Raw genomic sequence first — 16,377 nt, forward strand, 5'->3', positions numbered from 1 at the left:
CGAGCTATTGGTCGAACTGAGGCCAGTGGACAGCGAGCTGATCCCCGTCGAAGTCGAGGTCGACAGCGACGAGATCGAGCTATTAGCCGACGAAAGTCCCGTCGACGCTGACGTCGACAGGCTGCTGATCGCGCTCGTCGTCGTGCTCATGCCGGTGCTGAGCTGGGCCACGGTGACTGCGTCCTGCGGTGCCGAGCCGTCGGCGACGTTCGTGATGCGACGCAGGGCCGACGAGCTGCCGACCGACACTTCCGACGTCGGCGCTGCGCTGCCCGTCAGATAGCCCGTTCCCGTCGGCGCTGCTGCACCGGTCACGCTGCCCGCGCCGATCGCAACGCTGGATGCGTAGTTGGCCGTGCCGCCGAGCGCGATCGCGTTGGTACCCGTTGCCGTCGCGCCGTTGCCGATGGCGGATGCGCCGGAGCCGGCTGCGGTGGCGGCCGAACCGAGCGCCGTGCCGTTGGTGCCTGCCGCCGTGACGGTTGCGTTGGAGCCGATTGCGATGCCGGACGTGGTCGCCGCATTGACGTTCGAGAACCGGCCCAGTGCGATCGCGTTGGTGCCTGCCGCAATGGCACCGCCCGTGCCGGTGCTGTTGCCGCCGCCGATCGCGATCGAGCTCGTGCCCGATGCGGTCGAGTCGTTGCCGACCGCGGTCGCGCCCGTGTTGAGCGCCTTGGCACCGGAGCCGATGCCGATCGAGCTCGCGCCGGTCGCCGTCGTGGCCTGGCCGAACGCCTGGGAATAGCTGCCGGACGCCGTCGCATTCGCACCGATCGCAATCGAGGTGGAACCGCTGGCCGTTGTCTGGCTGCCTCCGTTACCGCCAATGGCAATCGCCTGGGCGCCCGTCGACGTGCCGCCGCCTGCGAAGTACTGCGCGTGCGCGATGTTACCGACGGTCGCCCCCGCGACGAGCGCAACGGTTGCAACGGCCTTCACAACGGCCGACTTGTTCGGCTTGCCCCGTGCCGAATCGTGTTCGGATGCCGCGACCCAGGCGCCAAGAGCTTCGTTCCAGATCGAGCGGTACGTGCGGTTCATGTCCTGCTACCTCCAAATATGCACGCCACACACCGGTCTCTTTCGTTAGATGAATCTGCCGTGCGCTCGCGCGAATCTCAAAATTGATGGGCGGAGTTTATTTGAGGTGCTATTTTGAGATTGACAAACAGTGAAAAATGGAAGGTTTTGAAAGTTAAAAGATGGTTAATGCATCGCGTTTTGATGTTTCGAAACATAACAAAACTGAAAGTATGAAGAATGCTTTCTGTAGGATGTTGAGGGGCGCGACGGGAAGCGTTGCAATGTATAAAAATCAATGGCTTGCGTGAATTTTGTGTGCTCCACCGCACTTTTTCTTCATCAAAAAGTAAGACAAATGAAATAGCAAACGTTTGCGGATAACTCGCACCTTTCTAATTTGTAATGTTTGGCGTGAGGGTGCTCATTCACATGGATTTGAAGGTTTTATTAATTTGTTAATTTCGTATTGAATTGGATTTTTTATTGTATTTACTTTCTTCGAGTAAATCGCAAAAACATGAGGCGCGGATTGTCGAGGTATGCCGACTTGCGCATCGCGCCGGCCGCGCTAGCCCGTGGGACGGGCCTTCCCCGGCGGCCGGCTCCATAAAGTTGTAAGAAAATGCAACAAGCCAATCGATCCCGAAATTGAAACGTCGTTTCGAATTTGTTCTATTGACGGTATTTCAGATAGTGGGTACCGGCGCAATTGGATGCGGTGTCGGATCGCCTGTGTGGGGACGCTTGCAACCGTGGCCGTCGCGGTAGCGACAGGTTGTCCGCCATGACGGCCCGGCGGCGCGAATGGGTGGGGGAAATGGAGGGCGGCTAGCGTGAAATGTCAGATCGTCGCCACGTCGACTTGACGTTGTTTCTGCGGGCACGGTTCGGCTGGAGGAAAGGAGGCGCGCAAACGCGTCGGATGCGCACGGTGGCGGCGACGGGCACGCGTTGGCCGGCGCGGCGTCGCGCGCGACTCGACGGATTCGACTCAGGGTGTGGTTCGTTCTCGTCCGGAAGGGCGAGCCGGCGCGCGGATCGCAACCGCGGCAGGGCGAGCCGGGTTGTACCACCCGGTCCGGATGACGGCAGCACACCGCCCCTGACAAGGCGCGGAGGGGCCGCCAGGCGCGCCGGCCCGCGCCGCCGGCAACCCGTCGCCCAGCGCCCGTCGCCGCGGCGTTATTTCCGCAGGAAGCGCAGCGCGAGGCGCGCCATGCGCGGCACGAACATTGGGCGCAGCAGCCGTTGGTCGTACCCGGCCATCCGCCGGTCGTTCTCGCTGAGGCACAGTTCGATCAGTTCGCGCGGGTTGAGCGCATCGCCGATGTCGGCGGTGCTCGTCGCCGGAAAGTTCGCGTCGTGCGCGACGCCGTCCGTATCGATCCCGCGTGCGATGTCGATGCGTTCCCGGATCAGGTGCGCCCACACGGCCGCGACCCGTGCGAAGAACCACGGCCGGCGCCACCACGGCAAACTCCGCCAGTACCACGCGTACCAGTTCACGAAGAACAGGATGTGCCGGCCTTCCTCCTGGATCACGGGTTCGAAGGTGTCGACGAGTTCGGCCGGGAAATAGCCGGAGCGCTGCGCGGAGCGGAACAGGCCGAACGCGAAGAAGCTGTCGATGCACTCGCTGAAGCCGGTCACCATCCACGACCACTCGGGGTCTTTCGGCGCCGGATAGGCCGGTTCGGGGGCGAGCTTGATGCCGTATGCCTGGACCAGCTTCGACAGCACGACCTTGTGCCGGGCTTCCTCGCCGCCGTCCATCTCGAGCGCCCGGCGCAACAGCGGATCGTCGACGGTTGCGGCGAAGGTGGCGACGCGAATCGACGCGCGGCCTTCGGTTTGCACGGCGATGTCCCAGATCGGCAGCGACGTGAGCCGCTTGAGTTCGTCGGGCTTGAGTGGCGGCCAGTCGATGACGGCCGGTTTGTACGGGTTGTGCGTATCGAGCAGCATGCGGCAGAACATCTGCCTGTGCGCATCGGAACCGATCCTGACTGGACCCTGCCTGTCGAAGGTCCAGTTGCGCATGGCGTGATCTGCCGCTGCATGCTCTTCCTGCAGCGTGTCGGACATGGCTGTTGTTATGCGATTACGGGACGAAAGATTCTTGCATAGCTTCCGTAATCGCGTATTTTCGAGCGGCCTCGTGCCGCCGCGCGCTGCGCTCAGGCCTGCGTGTCGACCCAGAGGCGTCCCCAGCGGGACGCATACGCGAGCGCGTGTTCCTCTTCGAAGAAGAAATCGATCGCGTCGAACGACACGGCGCGCGGCGACGGACCGCCGCTCGCCTTCTCGATCGTCAGGTTCGCGGCGAACAGCCCGTTCGGCAGCCGGGCGGCAACGGGGGCGACTTCATAGCCCTTGTAACGGATCGTGCGGTTCATGGCGTGCGCATGGAGGGTTCGGGCTTTCAGCGTACGAAAACCCGCGGCCCGCGTGAACCAATCTTTCGGCCAATGCAAATCACGTGGCGGGCCGGATCGTTATCGGCGCGGGGGGCCGGCATGAATCTGGAGCGACGGCGCGATGCGCGCCGGACCGTCGGACACGCGCTGCCCGCGCGCGGCGAACGTCGTCGGCCGCGCGCGGGCAGCGGGAAGGCTGGGGTTAATGGTTGGCGATCTTCAGGACGGGCGCGAGTGCGTCGACCGATGCGGCATGCGTGGCCGCGCGATGCGACGCGAACGCGAGCGCGAATTCGGCTGCCTGCGAGCCGACGGTCTCGAGCTGTGCGACGACCTTCGGATCGGAGCAGCTGTCGGCGCTGTCGAAGCGCGTTTCGAGCGTGTTCACGGTGGCGCCGAACGGGGTCGGCCAGCCGCGCAGCGCGTGGACGATCGAACGCAGCGACGTCAGCACGGTGCCGGCGGCTTGCCAGCCGTAGGCCGTGACGATCAGGCCGACCGCGCGGCCGTCGAGGTACGGACGCTCGTCGGCGCGCAGTTCCTCGAGCGTGTCGAGCGCGTTCTTCACGAGGCCGGACACGCCGCCGTGATAGCCGGGCGTCGCGATGATGATCGCGTCGGCTTCGCGCACGGTGTCGATCAGCTCTCGCTGCGCGTCGGTCAGCGTCTTGTGTTCGGGGGCGTAGTGCGGCAGCGTATGCAGGAACGGGCCGTCGAACAGGCGTGTGCGTGCGCCGGCGGCTTGCGCGCCGCGCAGCGCGAACGACAGCGCGCGCTCGGTCGATGACGCGGCCCGGGTGGTGCCGCCGATGCCGACCACGAACGGGCGGCGGTGTTGATCGAATGCAGTCAAGGGGCGCTCCTTGGGGATGGCTTGCCCGGCTAAGCACAGGCTTAAAACCAGATGGTAACGACCCCGCCGCCACTCTGAAAACGACTTTTCGTTCTATCGATATGCCGGGCGCGCGGGTCGAGCGTGCGCGCCTGGCCGCGGATGGATAGCAGAAATGCTTGGTTGGGACGGCGGGCCGCGCTCGATAAGATGGGCCCGTCTCCTCCATGATGTCTCTACTGACATGGGTTGGCCCCGCCGCGCGGATGCAGGCGGGGCTTTTTTTCGTCCGGCGCCGGAAAGGGGGGCGCGATGCGCGGGGGTTACTCGAACACCGGCCGGAAGAAGCTGCGCTCGTAACTGACGATGCAGCGCGTTTCCTCTGCATAGCGGAACGCGGCCTGGCAGGCGGGATCGGTCTTCGAGCGTTCGCGGTAGCGCTCGTATTCGGCGAGGCTCGGGAACGAGAACATCGCGAGCGCGATGTTGCTTGCGCCTTCGGAAGGCAGGAAGTAGCCGTGGTGTGTGCCGCCGAATTGCTCGACGAGCGGAATCCACATCTTGCCGTAGGTTTCGAACTGCTCGAGTTTGTACGGATCGATGACGTAGCGGAGGAAGCAGGTGACCATGGCGCTCGCGGTGCTGTGAAGGATGACGGAGTCTGGATCGCGTCGCCGGGCGTGTCAACGAGGAAGCGGGCGTGCTCGCGCGGGGCATCGCGAGTACGGGATCGCGCGCGGAATGATGTCGTCGACGAAGTGCACGTCACGTATTGCTTGCGGGAACAACGATCGATGTGTTCCAGCGCCTGTCCGGAGCCGCCGAACGCATGAGCATGCACGCCGGCGTGCCCTCGTTCCGCTTCGATTGCTCGTCATTTTTACGACATTTTTTCTTGCGACGCCGCGCGGCGCGCTCCTAGACTTCGGTCATCCTGACCACGGAGCGCTGCCATGTCGATACCCCGGAACACGATCGCTGAACGTTCACCCGCCGCGCCGCCTGCCGTGCGCGCCGACCGGGTCATCGTGCGGCGCTTCGATCCGGCATTCGACAGCTACACGCAGCTCACCCCGCTGCTGCATCGTGCATTCGCGCGACTCGGCGCGATGGGGCTCAACTGCACGTGCGTCGACCAGGACGAAGACGTCACGCGTCGCCGCGCGGAAGCGGGCGAGTGTTATGTCGCGGTGTCCGGCGGTCGCGTCGTCGGCACGATGACGCTCTACGCAACCGATCCGTCGTCGCCGTGTTCGCTGTACCGTCGCGATGGCGTCGCGAGCGTGCGGCAGGTGGCCGTCGATCCCGATTGGCAAGGCGGCGGGATCGGAGCGACGCTGCTCGCGTTTGCCGGGCAGTGGGCCGCGTTGCGCGGTTATTCGCTGCTCGCGCTCGATACGCCGCATCCCGCATCGCATTTGCTGGCGTTCTATCGGGCTCAGGGCTTCGACATCGTCGATATCGTGCGCTTCACCGGCAAGCGCTACGACAGCGCGATCCTGTGCAAGCGTCCCGTCGCATGTCTCGCGCGTCGCACGTCGCCGGCATCGCGGCGGGTCGTGCGGCCTATCGCAATGGTGCAATCACGGGCGCTTCGCGCGATCGCGGCGATCCAGGCTGACTGGCGTGCGCGTCGAGGTGTGCGCTCGCCGGCGATGGGCGCGGCCGGTGCGGCCAGTTGCCGCTCGTCGCCGTGGCGTCCGCGTCCGCACGGCCGCGTCGCGGTGCGAACGGTGCGCGCGGCACCGGCCTGATTCGTCGTGCCGGCGGGGTGGCGTGGCCCTACTCGTCGCGATTGCGCGTGTCGCCACCGCCGCCCCGCGCGAGGCGCCACGCAATGGTGCCGAGCACGCCGACCGCGACGACCAGCGCCCCCCACAGCACGTAACGGCGGGTCGCATCCGCATCGGCAGCCGGCTCCGGCGAGGCCGCCGAGGCCGGCAGCGCCGCGCCGACGCGCGCGGGCCGCAGTTCCGGCGCCATCCCGACCAGCAGCGCATCGCGGCTCACGGCCGACGACGGCAGCGACGCATTGCCGACACCGAGCGTAAACGGCGGCGTGCCGCGTGCGACGAAGGTCAGGGCAGCCGGATGCCAGCCGACCGCGACGGCCGGCTGGCCGCCGCCGAGCCCGCCGTTGCGCATGTCGACGACGATCCGCCACGCGCGATCCGGATTCGACGCGAACGCCAGCGGCGGGTTGCGCTGTTCGCCACCCTTGCCTTGCAGCCGGAACAGCACGCCGCCGGCGACGTCGCGCCACGGCGTCTGCGCGTCGGGGCGACTCTGCAGCGTTGCGCGCGCAACCGTATTCGGCTGCGGCAGGTCGATCCGCACGCGGTCGACCGGATACGCGCCGTCGGTGTCGAACAGGTACTCGCCGGGCGTGCTGCCGGCCCGCACGTGCACGGCGTCGCGCCACTGGCGCGGCACGGCCGCCGTGTCCGTCGTGCGCGCATCGCGCGGTTGCGTCTCGATCTCGATCGATCCGATCGCGGGCGCGCCGTCGAGCCAGTCGAGCCGCAGGTAGCGCGGCCCCGTGCCCTCGAGCGCGATGCGTTCCTGCACCAGCATGTCGCCGTCGCGGCCGACCTTCAGCAGTTGCGTGCTGCCGAGCGAGCGCCAGCCGCGCAGGTCGTCGCTCGCTTCGACGGCGACCCGGCCCTGGAAGCTGTCGTCGCTCACATGCACGAGCAGCGCGTCGACCTCGCCGTCCGCATGCGACAGGTCGACGAGATCGGCCGCGTGCTTCGCGCGAGCCGGCACGGTGACGGCCGCGCGCAGCGAGCCGTCCGGCGCGACCGACACGCCGAGCGGCGCGTGAGCGTCGTCGGCGTGCGCCGGCGGCAGCGGGAACCAGTGCACCGGCGTGCGCGCCGGCGGCACGGCTGCCGCGGCGGGCGCATCGAGCGAATACGGCACGGGCTCGCCGGCGCCGTTGAAGATGCGCACGTCGCCGAGGTCGTCGCGCCGGCTGGCCGCATAGACGGCCTGCGGCACGGTGAGCTGGTAATACGCGGCGCTGCCGTCGAGATCGAGCGAGAAGCGCCGGGCGACGCGTTCGGCGCCGGGCGAGCCGTCGGCTGCCGCGAACGACGTCAGCAGGCTCAGGCCGAGCAGGGCTGCGAGTCGTTTCATGGTTGGGTGTCGTCCCGTTGGGCCGCGGCCTTCGGCGGCAGCGGCGAGAAATAGCCGATCAACAGCAGCAGTATGCCGATGCCGATGAACGACACGATGCGTTCGATGCCGGTGACGTGCGACAGGTCGAACAGGAACAGCTTGATCACCGTGAGCGCGAGCAGCGCGGCGCCGACGAACCACAGCGGACGCAATCCGCGGCGCGTGGCCCAGATCATCGTCGCGAGCGCGCACAGGGTCCAGTACACGGAGACCGACGCCTGCACGAGCGTCGATTCCGCCATCGCGTCGAATGCGTACGGCACACCGGTCCAGTGATGCAGCGTGCGCAGCAGGATCGCGTTCAGCCACAGGAAGGCCGTCGCGCCGGCCGTGCCGAGCAGCTCGACGCGATAGGCGTCGAACGACCAGCCGAGCTTGCGCGCGCGCACGAACCACGACGCGGCGAGCGCATAGACCACCACGAGCACGAGGTCGAGCGGATTGAGCAGCGGGACGCGCGCCCAGCTGCCGCCGTCCTGCGTGAAGTTCGCGTAGAAGGTCCAGACCCACATCACCACGATCAGCGGCAGCGACGCGAGCGCGCACACGCGCGCGATGCCGTCGCGGCGCGTCAGCCACATGCCGGCGAACGCGAACAGGCTCCAGCCGACCATGAACACCTGCTGGATCCCGAACGACGACAGCACGGTGTCGATGTCGTAGGCCAGGTGCAAACGCTGATGCAGCGTGCGCAGCAGCAGCGCGTTGAACCACAGGAACACGGTCGCGAGTGCCGCCAGGTCGGCCGCCAGCGGATGCCAGGTGACGCCGAGCGTCTTCAGGCGGCGCAGCCAGGTGGCGAACGCGACGAAGATCAGCAATTGCGCGACGTCGAGCGGATTGAGCAGCGGCAGCCAGAACAGCGGCGACGCGTCGCCGTCGCTCGTCACGCTGGCGATGCTCCACAGCCACAGCAGCGCGGCGAGCGGCGCGGCGCCCCACACCTGGTACGCACGCGGGAACGCGGCGACGGGCCAGCGCAGGCGCGAGCCGGGGCCCGAGACCAGCAGAAGCAGCGCGCCGAAGCCGTAGGCCCACGCGCTCCAGCTCCACGCGCCTTCGGGCACGAACGCGCGCAGTCGCCAGAAGCCTTCGAGCGAGAACAGCCCGCACAACGTCCAGAACATCAGCGTGTGCAGCGGCGCGATCACGGGGGCGGGGATGGTCGCCACGGCAAACGTGCCCGTCGTGCCCGTCGCGCCGGTCGCGACGGTCGCCGCACCGGCGGTCGTCGTCCCGCGCGACTGACGCAGCAGCAGCGCATAGCATGCGATGACGGCGATCGGCCACGCGAACGCGCCCATGCCCGACAGCGGCGCTTCATGCGAATCGAACGTACGCAGGGCGAGCAGCGCGAGCACCGGCGTCAGCGCGAGCGCCGGCCATTCGGCGATCGGCCACGCGAGCTTGCGGCGCGCGACGTGAGCGAGCCACGCGGTGCCGGCGGCGAACAGCGCGGTCGCGTCGACGACGAAGCGGTCCGCATGCAGATCGACGTGACGGCCCGCATAGACGAGGATCTCGTGCAGCCCGCCGCTCAGCCACCACAGCAGCCCCCACGCCGCGGCGGCCGCGCCGACGTCCGGCATCCACGCATGCCACGCGCGCGCCTCGTCGCGCCCGTGCAGCCACCAGCCCGTGAACAGCCCGGCGAGCGCGATCAGCAGCATCGCGATGTACGAGCTGTTGAGCACCGGCAGCGCGTTCGTGTCGGCCGGCCCGAGCAGGCTCGTGAAGAAGGCGCCGGCGGCGGCGATCTGCATCAGCAGGCCGAAGCCGAACGGCGCCAGGCGTTTCTCGCGCACGCCGACCCACACGATCGCCGCACCTTCGATCGCCCACGCGGCACTCGTCGTCGGACCCGAGAACGCGAGCGGCACCGCGAGCGTCGCGAAGATCACCGCCAGCGCGAGCATCGCTTCGAACAGCAGCGCGAGACGATCGCGGCGCCGCGCGAGCCAGGCGGCGACCGCGACGTAGAACGCCGACAGCGCGACCGCGCTCCACGCGAGCCCGAACGGCATGTCCTTCACGAGCGACGCCTGCAGCGCGGTCGCGACGATCGGCGTGCCGAACACGAGCGTGCCGTCCACGTAGTGGCGCAGCGCCAGTTCGCGTTTCACCGCGTACAGCAGCGCGATGCCGACATACATCAGGAAGAACAGGATCAGGAACGGTTCGGTGGTCGCGAACAGCGCGGGGCGGTATGCCGTCACGCCCCACGCCGAGCCGATCGTGAACGTGAACACGAAGCCGAGCAGGTTCAGCGGACGCCAGGCCTTGAACCACGCGATCGCGAAGATGCCCGCGTTCAGCAACGCGTAGTAGCTGAACAGCGCGACATGGCTGCCATGGCCGGTCGACAGCAGCACCGGCGCGAGAAAGCCGCCCGCGCTGCCCATGAAGGCGAGCGGCAGCGCGTTCTGCTTCACCGCGAGGAATGCGCTCAGCGCGCACACCGCGACCATCAGCGGGAACGCCGCGCCGACCGGCAGCAGCGCGTAGAGCTTGGTGGCGGCGAAGATCGTCAGGTACAGGATGCCGATGCCGCCGCCCTGCAGCACGAGGCCGTACGCCGCGCGGCGCGCACGCACGCGCCAGCCGATCGCGAGCAGCGCGGCCGCGGCGAGCGCCGTGCCGGCCAGGCGGAATTCGATCGGCAGCATGTTGTTGTCGGCCGCGTATTTGAGCAGGAACGCGACGCCGAAGAACAGCACGATGATGCCGACGCGCACGACCGTGTTGCCGCCGAGCAGCCAGTCGCGCGCGGCGCGCAACGCACGTTCGGCGATGCCGGGTTCGCGGGGTTTCGGCGGGGCGGGCGGGGCAGGGCGGGCGGTCGCCGCGGGCGCATTCGTCGGGACGCTGACCGCAGCGGTTGCTTCGCTTGTCCGCGTCGCGACTGCCGGTGCGGGAGCCGGCGTGACAGGCGCCCCGGGTGTGCCGGCGCTCGCGACGGCGGGCTGCACGGAGGGTCGAGGCGCGATCGCGGCGGGCGGCGGCGCGACGGCAGAGGGCGACGTCGACGGCGCCTGCGCGGCGCTGCCGGTCGCGGCGGCGCCGGCCTTCGCGCCGGCGAGCTGGCCACGCAGCACGCCGAGTTCGCGCGTGAGCGCGTCGACCGTCGCCTCGAGGCGCGCGACGCGATCGGCGAGCGGCTCGGGCGAGGGTTGCGGCGTCAAAGGGGGCGCGGAAATTCCGAATGCGTCGGATGTCGTGCCGCCGGGCTTGCGCGTGCGTTGCTGCAGCGCGTGGCCGATGCAGAACCCGAGCGCCGCACCGAGCAGCGTGCCGTTGGCGGCGGAGAAATCCCCGAACAATGCGGCGATACCGCCTACGATGAAACCGATTGCGGCAAAAGCCCAATTCATCGCCTAGCTCCCTCTCTCATTTCGTTATCGTCCTTCGATCGTCGCGCGGCGCGATCGAGGCTGTTTCGGTATGGCCGGCAGGCGAACCGGCATGCGTGCACCGCCGGCGCAGCGCCACGCGCAAGACGCGCGGCGACGTCGCGATCGGCGTGTTTGCCGGCAATGTATCACAATGGCCATGGGGGATTTTCTGGGTTGCGGGCGGGCCGCGAAGCATGGCTGTCGCGCGTTCGCGGCACCGATTTTCGTACGACCATTCTTTTTGCCGGCGCCCGGCAGGCGAGGCGGTCCGATCGGACGTGGAATTGTCGCAAAGCGACGCGCGGTTTTTGCGGGTTGGCGCAAAACGCCGCCGCTCGCGCGTCGCGCTGCTGCGCACAAGTCACGCCCGCGATGCCCGCCGGTATTGGCGATGCGCGTATTGCGCTGCCGCAATCGGGTGCCGCCGCGCGCAGCGCCCCGCAGGGCGGGGCTGCGGGGTGTGTCGTATTTGCGCAAGCGTTTGTCGTAATTCGTCGGCAGGTCGGGGTTTTTTCTGGCAACTATGTAGGCACGTTGAGTGACACGCGTGAGTCCCCGCTACACGAGGAGAAGGTTTCGATGGATGCCCCCAAGGTCGTGGTCGAAGGTCTGTGCAAGGTGTTTGGAAGCAACCCGCAGCAGGCGCTCGACATGCTCGCTGCCGGCGCGACGAAAGACGATGTGCTCAAGCGTACCGGTCAGGTCGTCGGTGTGCACAACGTATCGTTCGACGTGCAGGAAGGCGAAATATTCGTGCTGATGGGCCTGTCCGGCTCCGGCAAATCCACGCTGATCCGCCTCGTGAACCGGCTGGTCGATCCGAGCGCCGGCAAGGTGATGATCGACGGGCTCGACGTCGCGTCGGCACGCCGCTCTGCGCTGACCGCGCTGCGCCGCAAGGACATGAGCATGGTGTTCCAGTCGTTCGCGCTGATGCCGCATCGCACCGTGGTGTCGAATGCCGCGTTCGGCCTCGAGGTCGCGGGCGTCGGCAAGAAGGAGCGTGAGCGCCGTGCGATGGAGGTGCTCGAGCAGGTCGGCCTCGCACCGTTCTCGCACAAGCTGCCGTCCGAGCTGTCGGGCGGCATGCAGCAGCGCGTCGGCCTGGCCCGCGCGCTGGCCGTGAACCCGTCGCTGATGATCATGGACGAGGCGTTCTCCGCGCTCGATCCGCTCAAGCGCCGCGAAATGCAGGACGTGCTGCTGCAACTGCAGAAGGAGCAGCGCCGCACGATCATGTTCGTGTCGCACGATCTGGAAGAGGCGCTGCGCATCGGCAACCGCATCGCGATCATGGAAGGCGGCCGGCTCGTGCAGGTCGGCACGCCGCAGGACATCATCGCGAACCCGGCCGACGACTACGTGCGCGCGTTCTTCGACGGCATCGACACGAGCCGCTATCTGACGGCGGGCGACCTGATGCAGACGGGCGCCGTGCCGACCCTGTCGAAGTGCGATGCCGCGAACGTCGCGGCGACGCTGAACGGCAGTGCCGAATACGCGTTCGTGCTCGACGCCGCACGCAAGATCCGCGGCTTCGTCACGCGCGAGGCGATCGGTCAGGACACGCCGTCCGTGCGGCCGATCGAAAGCATCCGGCGCGATGCGTCGCTCGAACATGTCGTCGCGCGCGTGGTCGCGAGCCCGAATGCACTGCCCGTCGTCGACGACGACGGCTGCTACTGCGGCTCGGTCGACCGCGCACTCATCCTGAAGGCCATCACGCGTTCGCGAGGCTCCCATGTCTGAAATGATTCCGCTCGGTTCCTGGGTCGACCAGTCCGTTCACTACCTGCTCGACCACGACGCGAAGACGTTCGACGCGATCGGTCAAGCGATCGAGGGTCTCGCCGCCTTCGTCGAGCACAGCCTGCAGGCCATCCCGATGTGGCTGATGATGGCGATCTTCATCGGCATCGGGCTGTGGCGCGTGGGCTGGCGCTTCGCGCTGTTCACCACCGCGTCGCTGCTGCTGATCTTCGCGACGGGCTTCTGGGACCAGACGGTCATCACGCTCGGCCTCACGCTGTCGTCGACGATCATCAGCCTCGTGCTCGGCATTCCGCTCGGCATCTGGGCCGCGAAGAGCAAGTGGGTCGCCGCGATCGTGCGTCCGATCCTCGACCTGATGCAGACGATGCCCGCGTTCGTCTACCTGATTCCGGCCGCGATGCTGTTCGGTCTCGGCCGCGTGCCGGGGATCCTGTCGACGGTGATCTTCGCGATGCCGCCGGCCGTGCGCCTGACGAGCCTCGGCATTCGCCACGTGAACCGCGAGATCGTCGAAGCCGGCCAGGCATTCGGTTGCACGCCGTGGCAGCTGCTGTACAAGGTGCAGTTCCCGAACGCGCTGCCGTCGATCATGCAGGGCGTGAACCAGACGATCATGATGGCGCTGTCGATGGTGATCATCGCGTCGATGGTCGGCGCGGGCGGCCTCGGCAACGACGTGCTGGCCAGTATCCAGCGCCTCGACATCGGCCTCGGCTTCGAAAGCGGTTTGTCGGTCGTGCTGCTCGCGATCATTCTCGACCGCATCACCGAGAGCTTCGGCCGTGCGCCGGGCACCGCGAAAGCACCGCTGTTCTCGGGCCTGAAGCACCTGTTCCGCGCGAAGGCCGCGCCCGCACAGGCGTAAGCAACCGGCGGCCGGTTCGACTTCCGGCCGCCTCCCCCGATTCGATACCGGCTGCCGTGGCGTTTGCCGCGGGGCTGGCCGCGTGCAACCTGCTCAACCGTTCGCCAGGAGCCCGATGTGACGTCCGCCGCCGCTGCCGCCGTGCCTGCCGCTTGCGTTTCACCGGTTTCGTCCCTTGCTCATTTCGGCTTCCTGACGCTGCCGAACTTCTCGATGATCGCGTTCTCGAGCGCGGTCGAAGTGCTTCGGATGGCGAACTACGTCGGGCGCGCCGACCACTACCGTTGGTCGATCTATTCGCTCGATGGCGCGCCCGTGCATGCCAGCAACGGCATCGCGGTGCGGCCGACCCAGGCGCTCGACTACACGAGCCTGCCCGACGTGATGATCGTGTGCGGCGGGATCCGCATCCGCGACGTGGTCGACGACGGCGCGCGCGACACGCTCGCGGCGCTCGCCGAACTCGGGCTGCCGCTGGGCGGCATCTGCACCGGCGCGTATGCGCTGATGTCGGGCGGGCTGCTCGATGGCTATCGCTGCACCGTGCACTGGGAGAACCTGTCCGCGTTGCATGCGGAGTTTCCGCAGGTGGGGTTCGCCGACGAGCTGTTCGTCGTCGATCGCGACCGGCTCACCTGCACCGGCGGCACCGCGCCGCTCGACCTGATGCTGAACCTCGTCGGCATGCGCTTCGGCCAGCAGCTCGCCGCGCAGGTGTCCGAGCAGTTCATCCTCGAGCGCATCCGCAGCTCGACCGACACGCAGCCGATTCCCGTCGATGCGCGCGTCGGCTTCTCGCGCGCGGAGCTGATCGAGGTCGTGCGGCTGATGGAGGCGAACATCGAGGAGCCGCTGTCGCTCGAGGAACTCGCGCGGCTCGTGCGGCTGTCGCAGCGGCACCTGCAGCGGATGTTCAAGGTGTACCTGAACGTGTCGCCGACCCACTATTACCTGACGCTTCGGCTGAAACGCGCGCGCGACCTGCTGCGCACGACCGATGCGTCGATCGCGCGCGTGACGACCACGTGCGGATTTCATTCGCCGTGCCACTTCAGCAAGGCGTACCGCGCGCAGTTCGGTCACGCGCCGAGCTACGAGCGCCGGCTGCCGGGGCGCTGACACGCCCCCGCGCGAACCATTCGGTGCGCGACGCCGCCGGGATCGCGGCGCGCGGCTTCAATAATCGATCCCGCCCCATGAAAAACGACGTCACTTTGAGGAGAAGACAGATGAAGCGCCTATTGATCGCAGCGGTATGCGGGATCGGGATTGCCGCGCCGATGTCGGCGGTATATGCGGCCGACCCGCCCGTGTGCAAGAACGTGCGCTTCGCGGACGTCGGCTGGACCGACATCGCGGCCACCACCGGTCTTGCAGCGACGATGCTGCAGGGGCTCGGCTACGCGCCGACCAAGACGATCGCGTCGGTGCCGATCACGTTCGCCGGCATCAAGAGCAAGCAGATCGACGTGTTCCTCGGCTACTGGTCGCCGACGATGGACCCGATCATCCAGCCGTTCACGAAGGCCGGCACGATCAAGGTGCTCTCCACGCCCAACCTGACCGGCGCGAAATACACGCTCGCGGTGCCCGACTACGTGTACCAGGGCGGCCTGAAGTCGTTCGCCGACATCCAGAAGTACGCGGACAAGCTCAACGGCAAGGTCTACGGGATCGAGCCGGGCAACGACGGCAACGCGCTGATCAAGAAGATGATCGACGGTAACCAGTTCGGCCTCGGCAAGTTCAAGCTGGTCGAGTCGAGCGAGGCCGGGATGCTGGTCGAGGTGAATCGCGCGATTCGCGACAAGCAGTGGATCGTGTTCCTGGGCTGGGAACCGCATCCGATGAACGTGCAGATGAAGATCGATTACCTGACCGGCGGCGACGACGTGTTCGGCCCGAACTTCGGCGAGGCGAAGGTGCTGACGGCCACGCCGCCGGACTACGCGCAGCGTTGCCCGAACGTCGCGAAGTTCGTGTCGAACCTGCAGTTCACGACGTCGATCGAGAACCACGTGATGGTGCCGATCATGAACAAGGCAGACCCGAACAAGGCCGCCGCCGAGTGGCTGAAGGCGAACCCGCAATCGCTCGACAAGTGGCTGGCCGGCGTGACGACGCTCGACGGCAAGCCGGGCCTGCCGGCGGTGAAGGCGTATCTCGGCGTGCATTGAGCGACGCGCGCGGGCTTTCCGGTTGCGGCCGGAAGCCCGAGGTCGATCTGGAGCCGCCGGAGGCGGGGCTGACGTCCCGTTTCCGGCGGCTTGTTCATTTTTCAGGACGGCAGGGCGGCGCGCGGACCATGCGTCAGGCTGATCGATCGCGATCGACGCGGCGGCCATGATCCGCAACGCGCTCACGGCGTCCGGATGGCAACGGCCCGTCGCCACGCGGTCGACTCACGACCCCTTCGTCGCCGCCGGCACGTCGAACACGCGATCGAACGCCCACTGGAACACGAACGCGTAGCAGAAGAAGAACGCGAACAGCCCGATGTCGACGACGAACGCGTCGATCCACGAGAGGTCGAGCCACCACGCCACGATCGGCACGAGGATGAAGATCAGCCCGCCTTCGAATCCGGTCGCATGCAGGATCCGGCGCCCGAGCGTGCGCTTCGGCTGCCGGCGCGACGCTTCCCAGCGCTCGAACAGCGCGTTGAAGATCATGTTCCACAGCATCGCGATCGCGGACATCGTCGCCGACAGCGCGCCCGAATAGACCAGGTCCTGCTTGAAGAGCGCCGCGATCACGGGCGAAATGCAGGCAATGGCGATCGCCTCATAGAGCACCGCCTGCATGATCCTGCGCGGTAGGCCTTGCACGTTGTTTCTCCGGTTCGACGGTTGCCGCCGCGGCTCCGTGCCGCGACGTCCCGCAAGGCTACCT

At 67.4% G+C, this 16,377-nt stretch carries 12 protein-coding genes and 1 pseudogene; 5 read left to right on the forward strand and 8 right to left on the reverse strand.

The window, feature by feature from the left end; translation table 11 throughout:
• The 5 genes from U5771_RS09125 to U5771_RS09145 form a co-directional block, all read right to left on the reverse strand.
• The coding region (locus U5771_RS09125) for an ESPR domain-containing protein (protein ID WP_322023650.1) at positions 1–1,044 on the reverse strand (1,044 nt) is incomplete at its 3' end.
• A 1,164-nt stretch (positions 1,045–2,208) separates the two neighbouring features.
• Positions 2,209–3,111 (reverse strand): ferritin-like domain-containing protein, encoded by a 903-nt coding sequence (locus U5771_RS09130; RefSeq protein WP_322023651.1) that lies wholly within the window; start codon positions 3,109–3,111, stop codon positions 2,209–2,211.
• A gap of 92 nt (positions 3,112–3,203) precedes the next feature.
• A complete protein-coding gene (locus tag U5771_RS09135) occupies positions 3,204–3,422 on the reverse strand; it encodes a transcriptional regulator (protein WP_322023652.1) in 219 nt (72 codons plus the stop codon).
• A gap of 223 nt (positions 3,423–3,645) precedes the next feature.
• Positions 3,646–4,296 (reverse strand): NADPH-dependent FMN reductase, encoded by a 651-nt coding sequence (locus U5771_RS09140; RefSeq protein WP_059534039.1) that lies wholly within the window; start codon positions 4,294–4,296, stop codon positions 3,646–3,648.
• Between the two features lie 302 nt (positions 4,297–4,598).
• Positions 4,599–4,904, reverse strand: a complete 306-nt coding sequence (locus tag U5771_RS09145) for an NIPSNAP family protein (protein ID WP_322023653.1) — start codon at positions 4,902–4,904, stop codon at positions 4,599–4,601.
• Between the two features lie 324 nt (positions 4,905–5,228).
• On the opposite strand from U5771_RS09145, the gene U5771_RS09150 reads away from it, so the two are divergent.
• Positions 5,229–6,029: a GNAT family N-acetyltransferase gene (locus U5771_RS09150; protein ID WP_322023654.1), complete on the forward strand. Its 801-nt coding sequence runs from the start codon at positions 5,229–5,231 to the stop codon at positions 6,027–6,029.
• Between the two features lie 28 nt (positions 6,030–6,057).
• Here U5771_RS09150 and U5771_RS09155 read toward each other — a convergent pair whose 3' ends face one another.
• Together U5771_RS09155 and U5771_RS09160 are read right to left on the reverse strand one after the other, a co-directional pair.
• A complete protein-coding gene (locus U5771_RS09155; protein WP_322023655.1) occupies positions 6,058–7,413 on the reverse strand; it encodes a DUF3999 domain-containing protein in 1,356 nt (451 codons plus the stop codon).
• Positions 7,410–10,826, reverse strand: a complete 3,417-nt coding sequence (locus U5771_RS09160) for a DUF2339 domain-containing protein (RefSeq protein ID WP_322023656.1) — start codon at positions 10,824–10,826, stop codon at positions 7,410–7,412. Before U5771_RS09160 ends, U5771_RS09155 begins: the two co-directional genes overlap by 4 nt.
• A gap of 358 nt (positions 10,827–11,184) precedes the next feature.
• On the opposite strand from U5771_RS09160, the pseudogene U5771_RS09165 reads away from it, so the two are divergent.
• The 4 genes and pseudogenes from U5771_RS09165 to U5771_RS09180 all read left to right on the forward strand — a co-directional run.
• A pseudogene (locus tag U5771_RS09165) lies at positions 11,185–12,596 on the forward strand (quaternary amine ABC transporter ATP-binding protein); the annotation flags it as partial.
• Positions 12,589–13,485, forward strand: a complete 897-nt coding sequence (choW, locus tag U5771_RS09170) for a choline ABC transporter permease subunit (protein WP_322023657.1) — start codon at positions 12,589–12,591, stop codon at positions 13,483–13,485. The pseudogene U5771_RS09165 and the gene choW, both read left to right, overlap by 8 nt.
• 117 nt (positions 13,486–13,602) lie before the next feature.
• A complete protein-coding gene (locus tag U5771_RS09175) occupies positions 13,603–14,604 on the forward strand; it encodes a GlxA family transcriptional regulator (RefSeq protein WP_322023658.1) in 1,002 nt (333 codons plus the stop codon).
• 110 nt (positions 14,605–14,714) lie between these two features.
• Entirely contained in the window at positions 14,715–15,662 is a 948-nt protein-coding gene (locus U5771_RS09180) for a choline ABC transporter substrate-binding protein (RefSeq protein ID WP_322023659.1), read from the forward strand.
• Between the two features lie 225 nt (positions 15,663–15,887).
• Here U5771_RS09180 and U5771_RS09185 read toward each other — a convergent pair whose 3' ends face one another.
• Positions 15,888–16,313, reverse strand: coding sequence for a PACE efflux transporter (locus tag U5771_RS09185; protein WP_322023660.1), 426 nt, complete (start codon positions 16,311–16,313; stop codon positions 15,888–15,890).
• Positions 16,314–16,377: the final 64 nt, after the last annotated feature.

This window comes from Burkholderia sp. BCC1977 (genome assembly GCF_905339595.1).
In the GTDB taxonomy this organism is placed as follows: domain Bacteria; phylum Pseudomonadota; class Gammaproteobacteria; order Burkholderiales; family Burkholderiaceae; genus Burkholderia.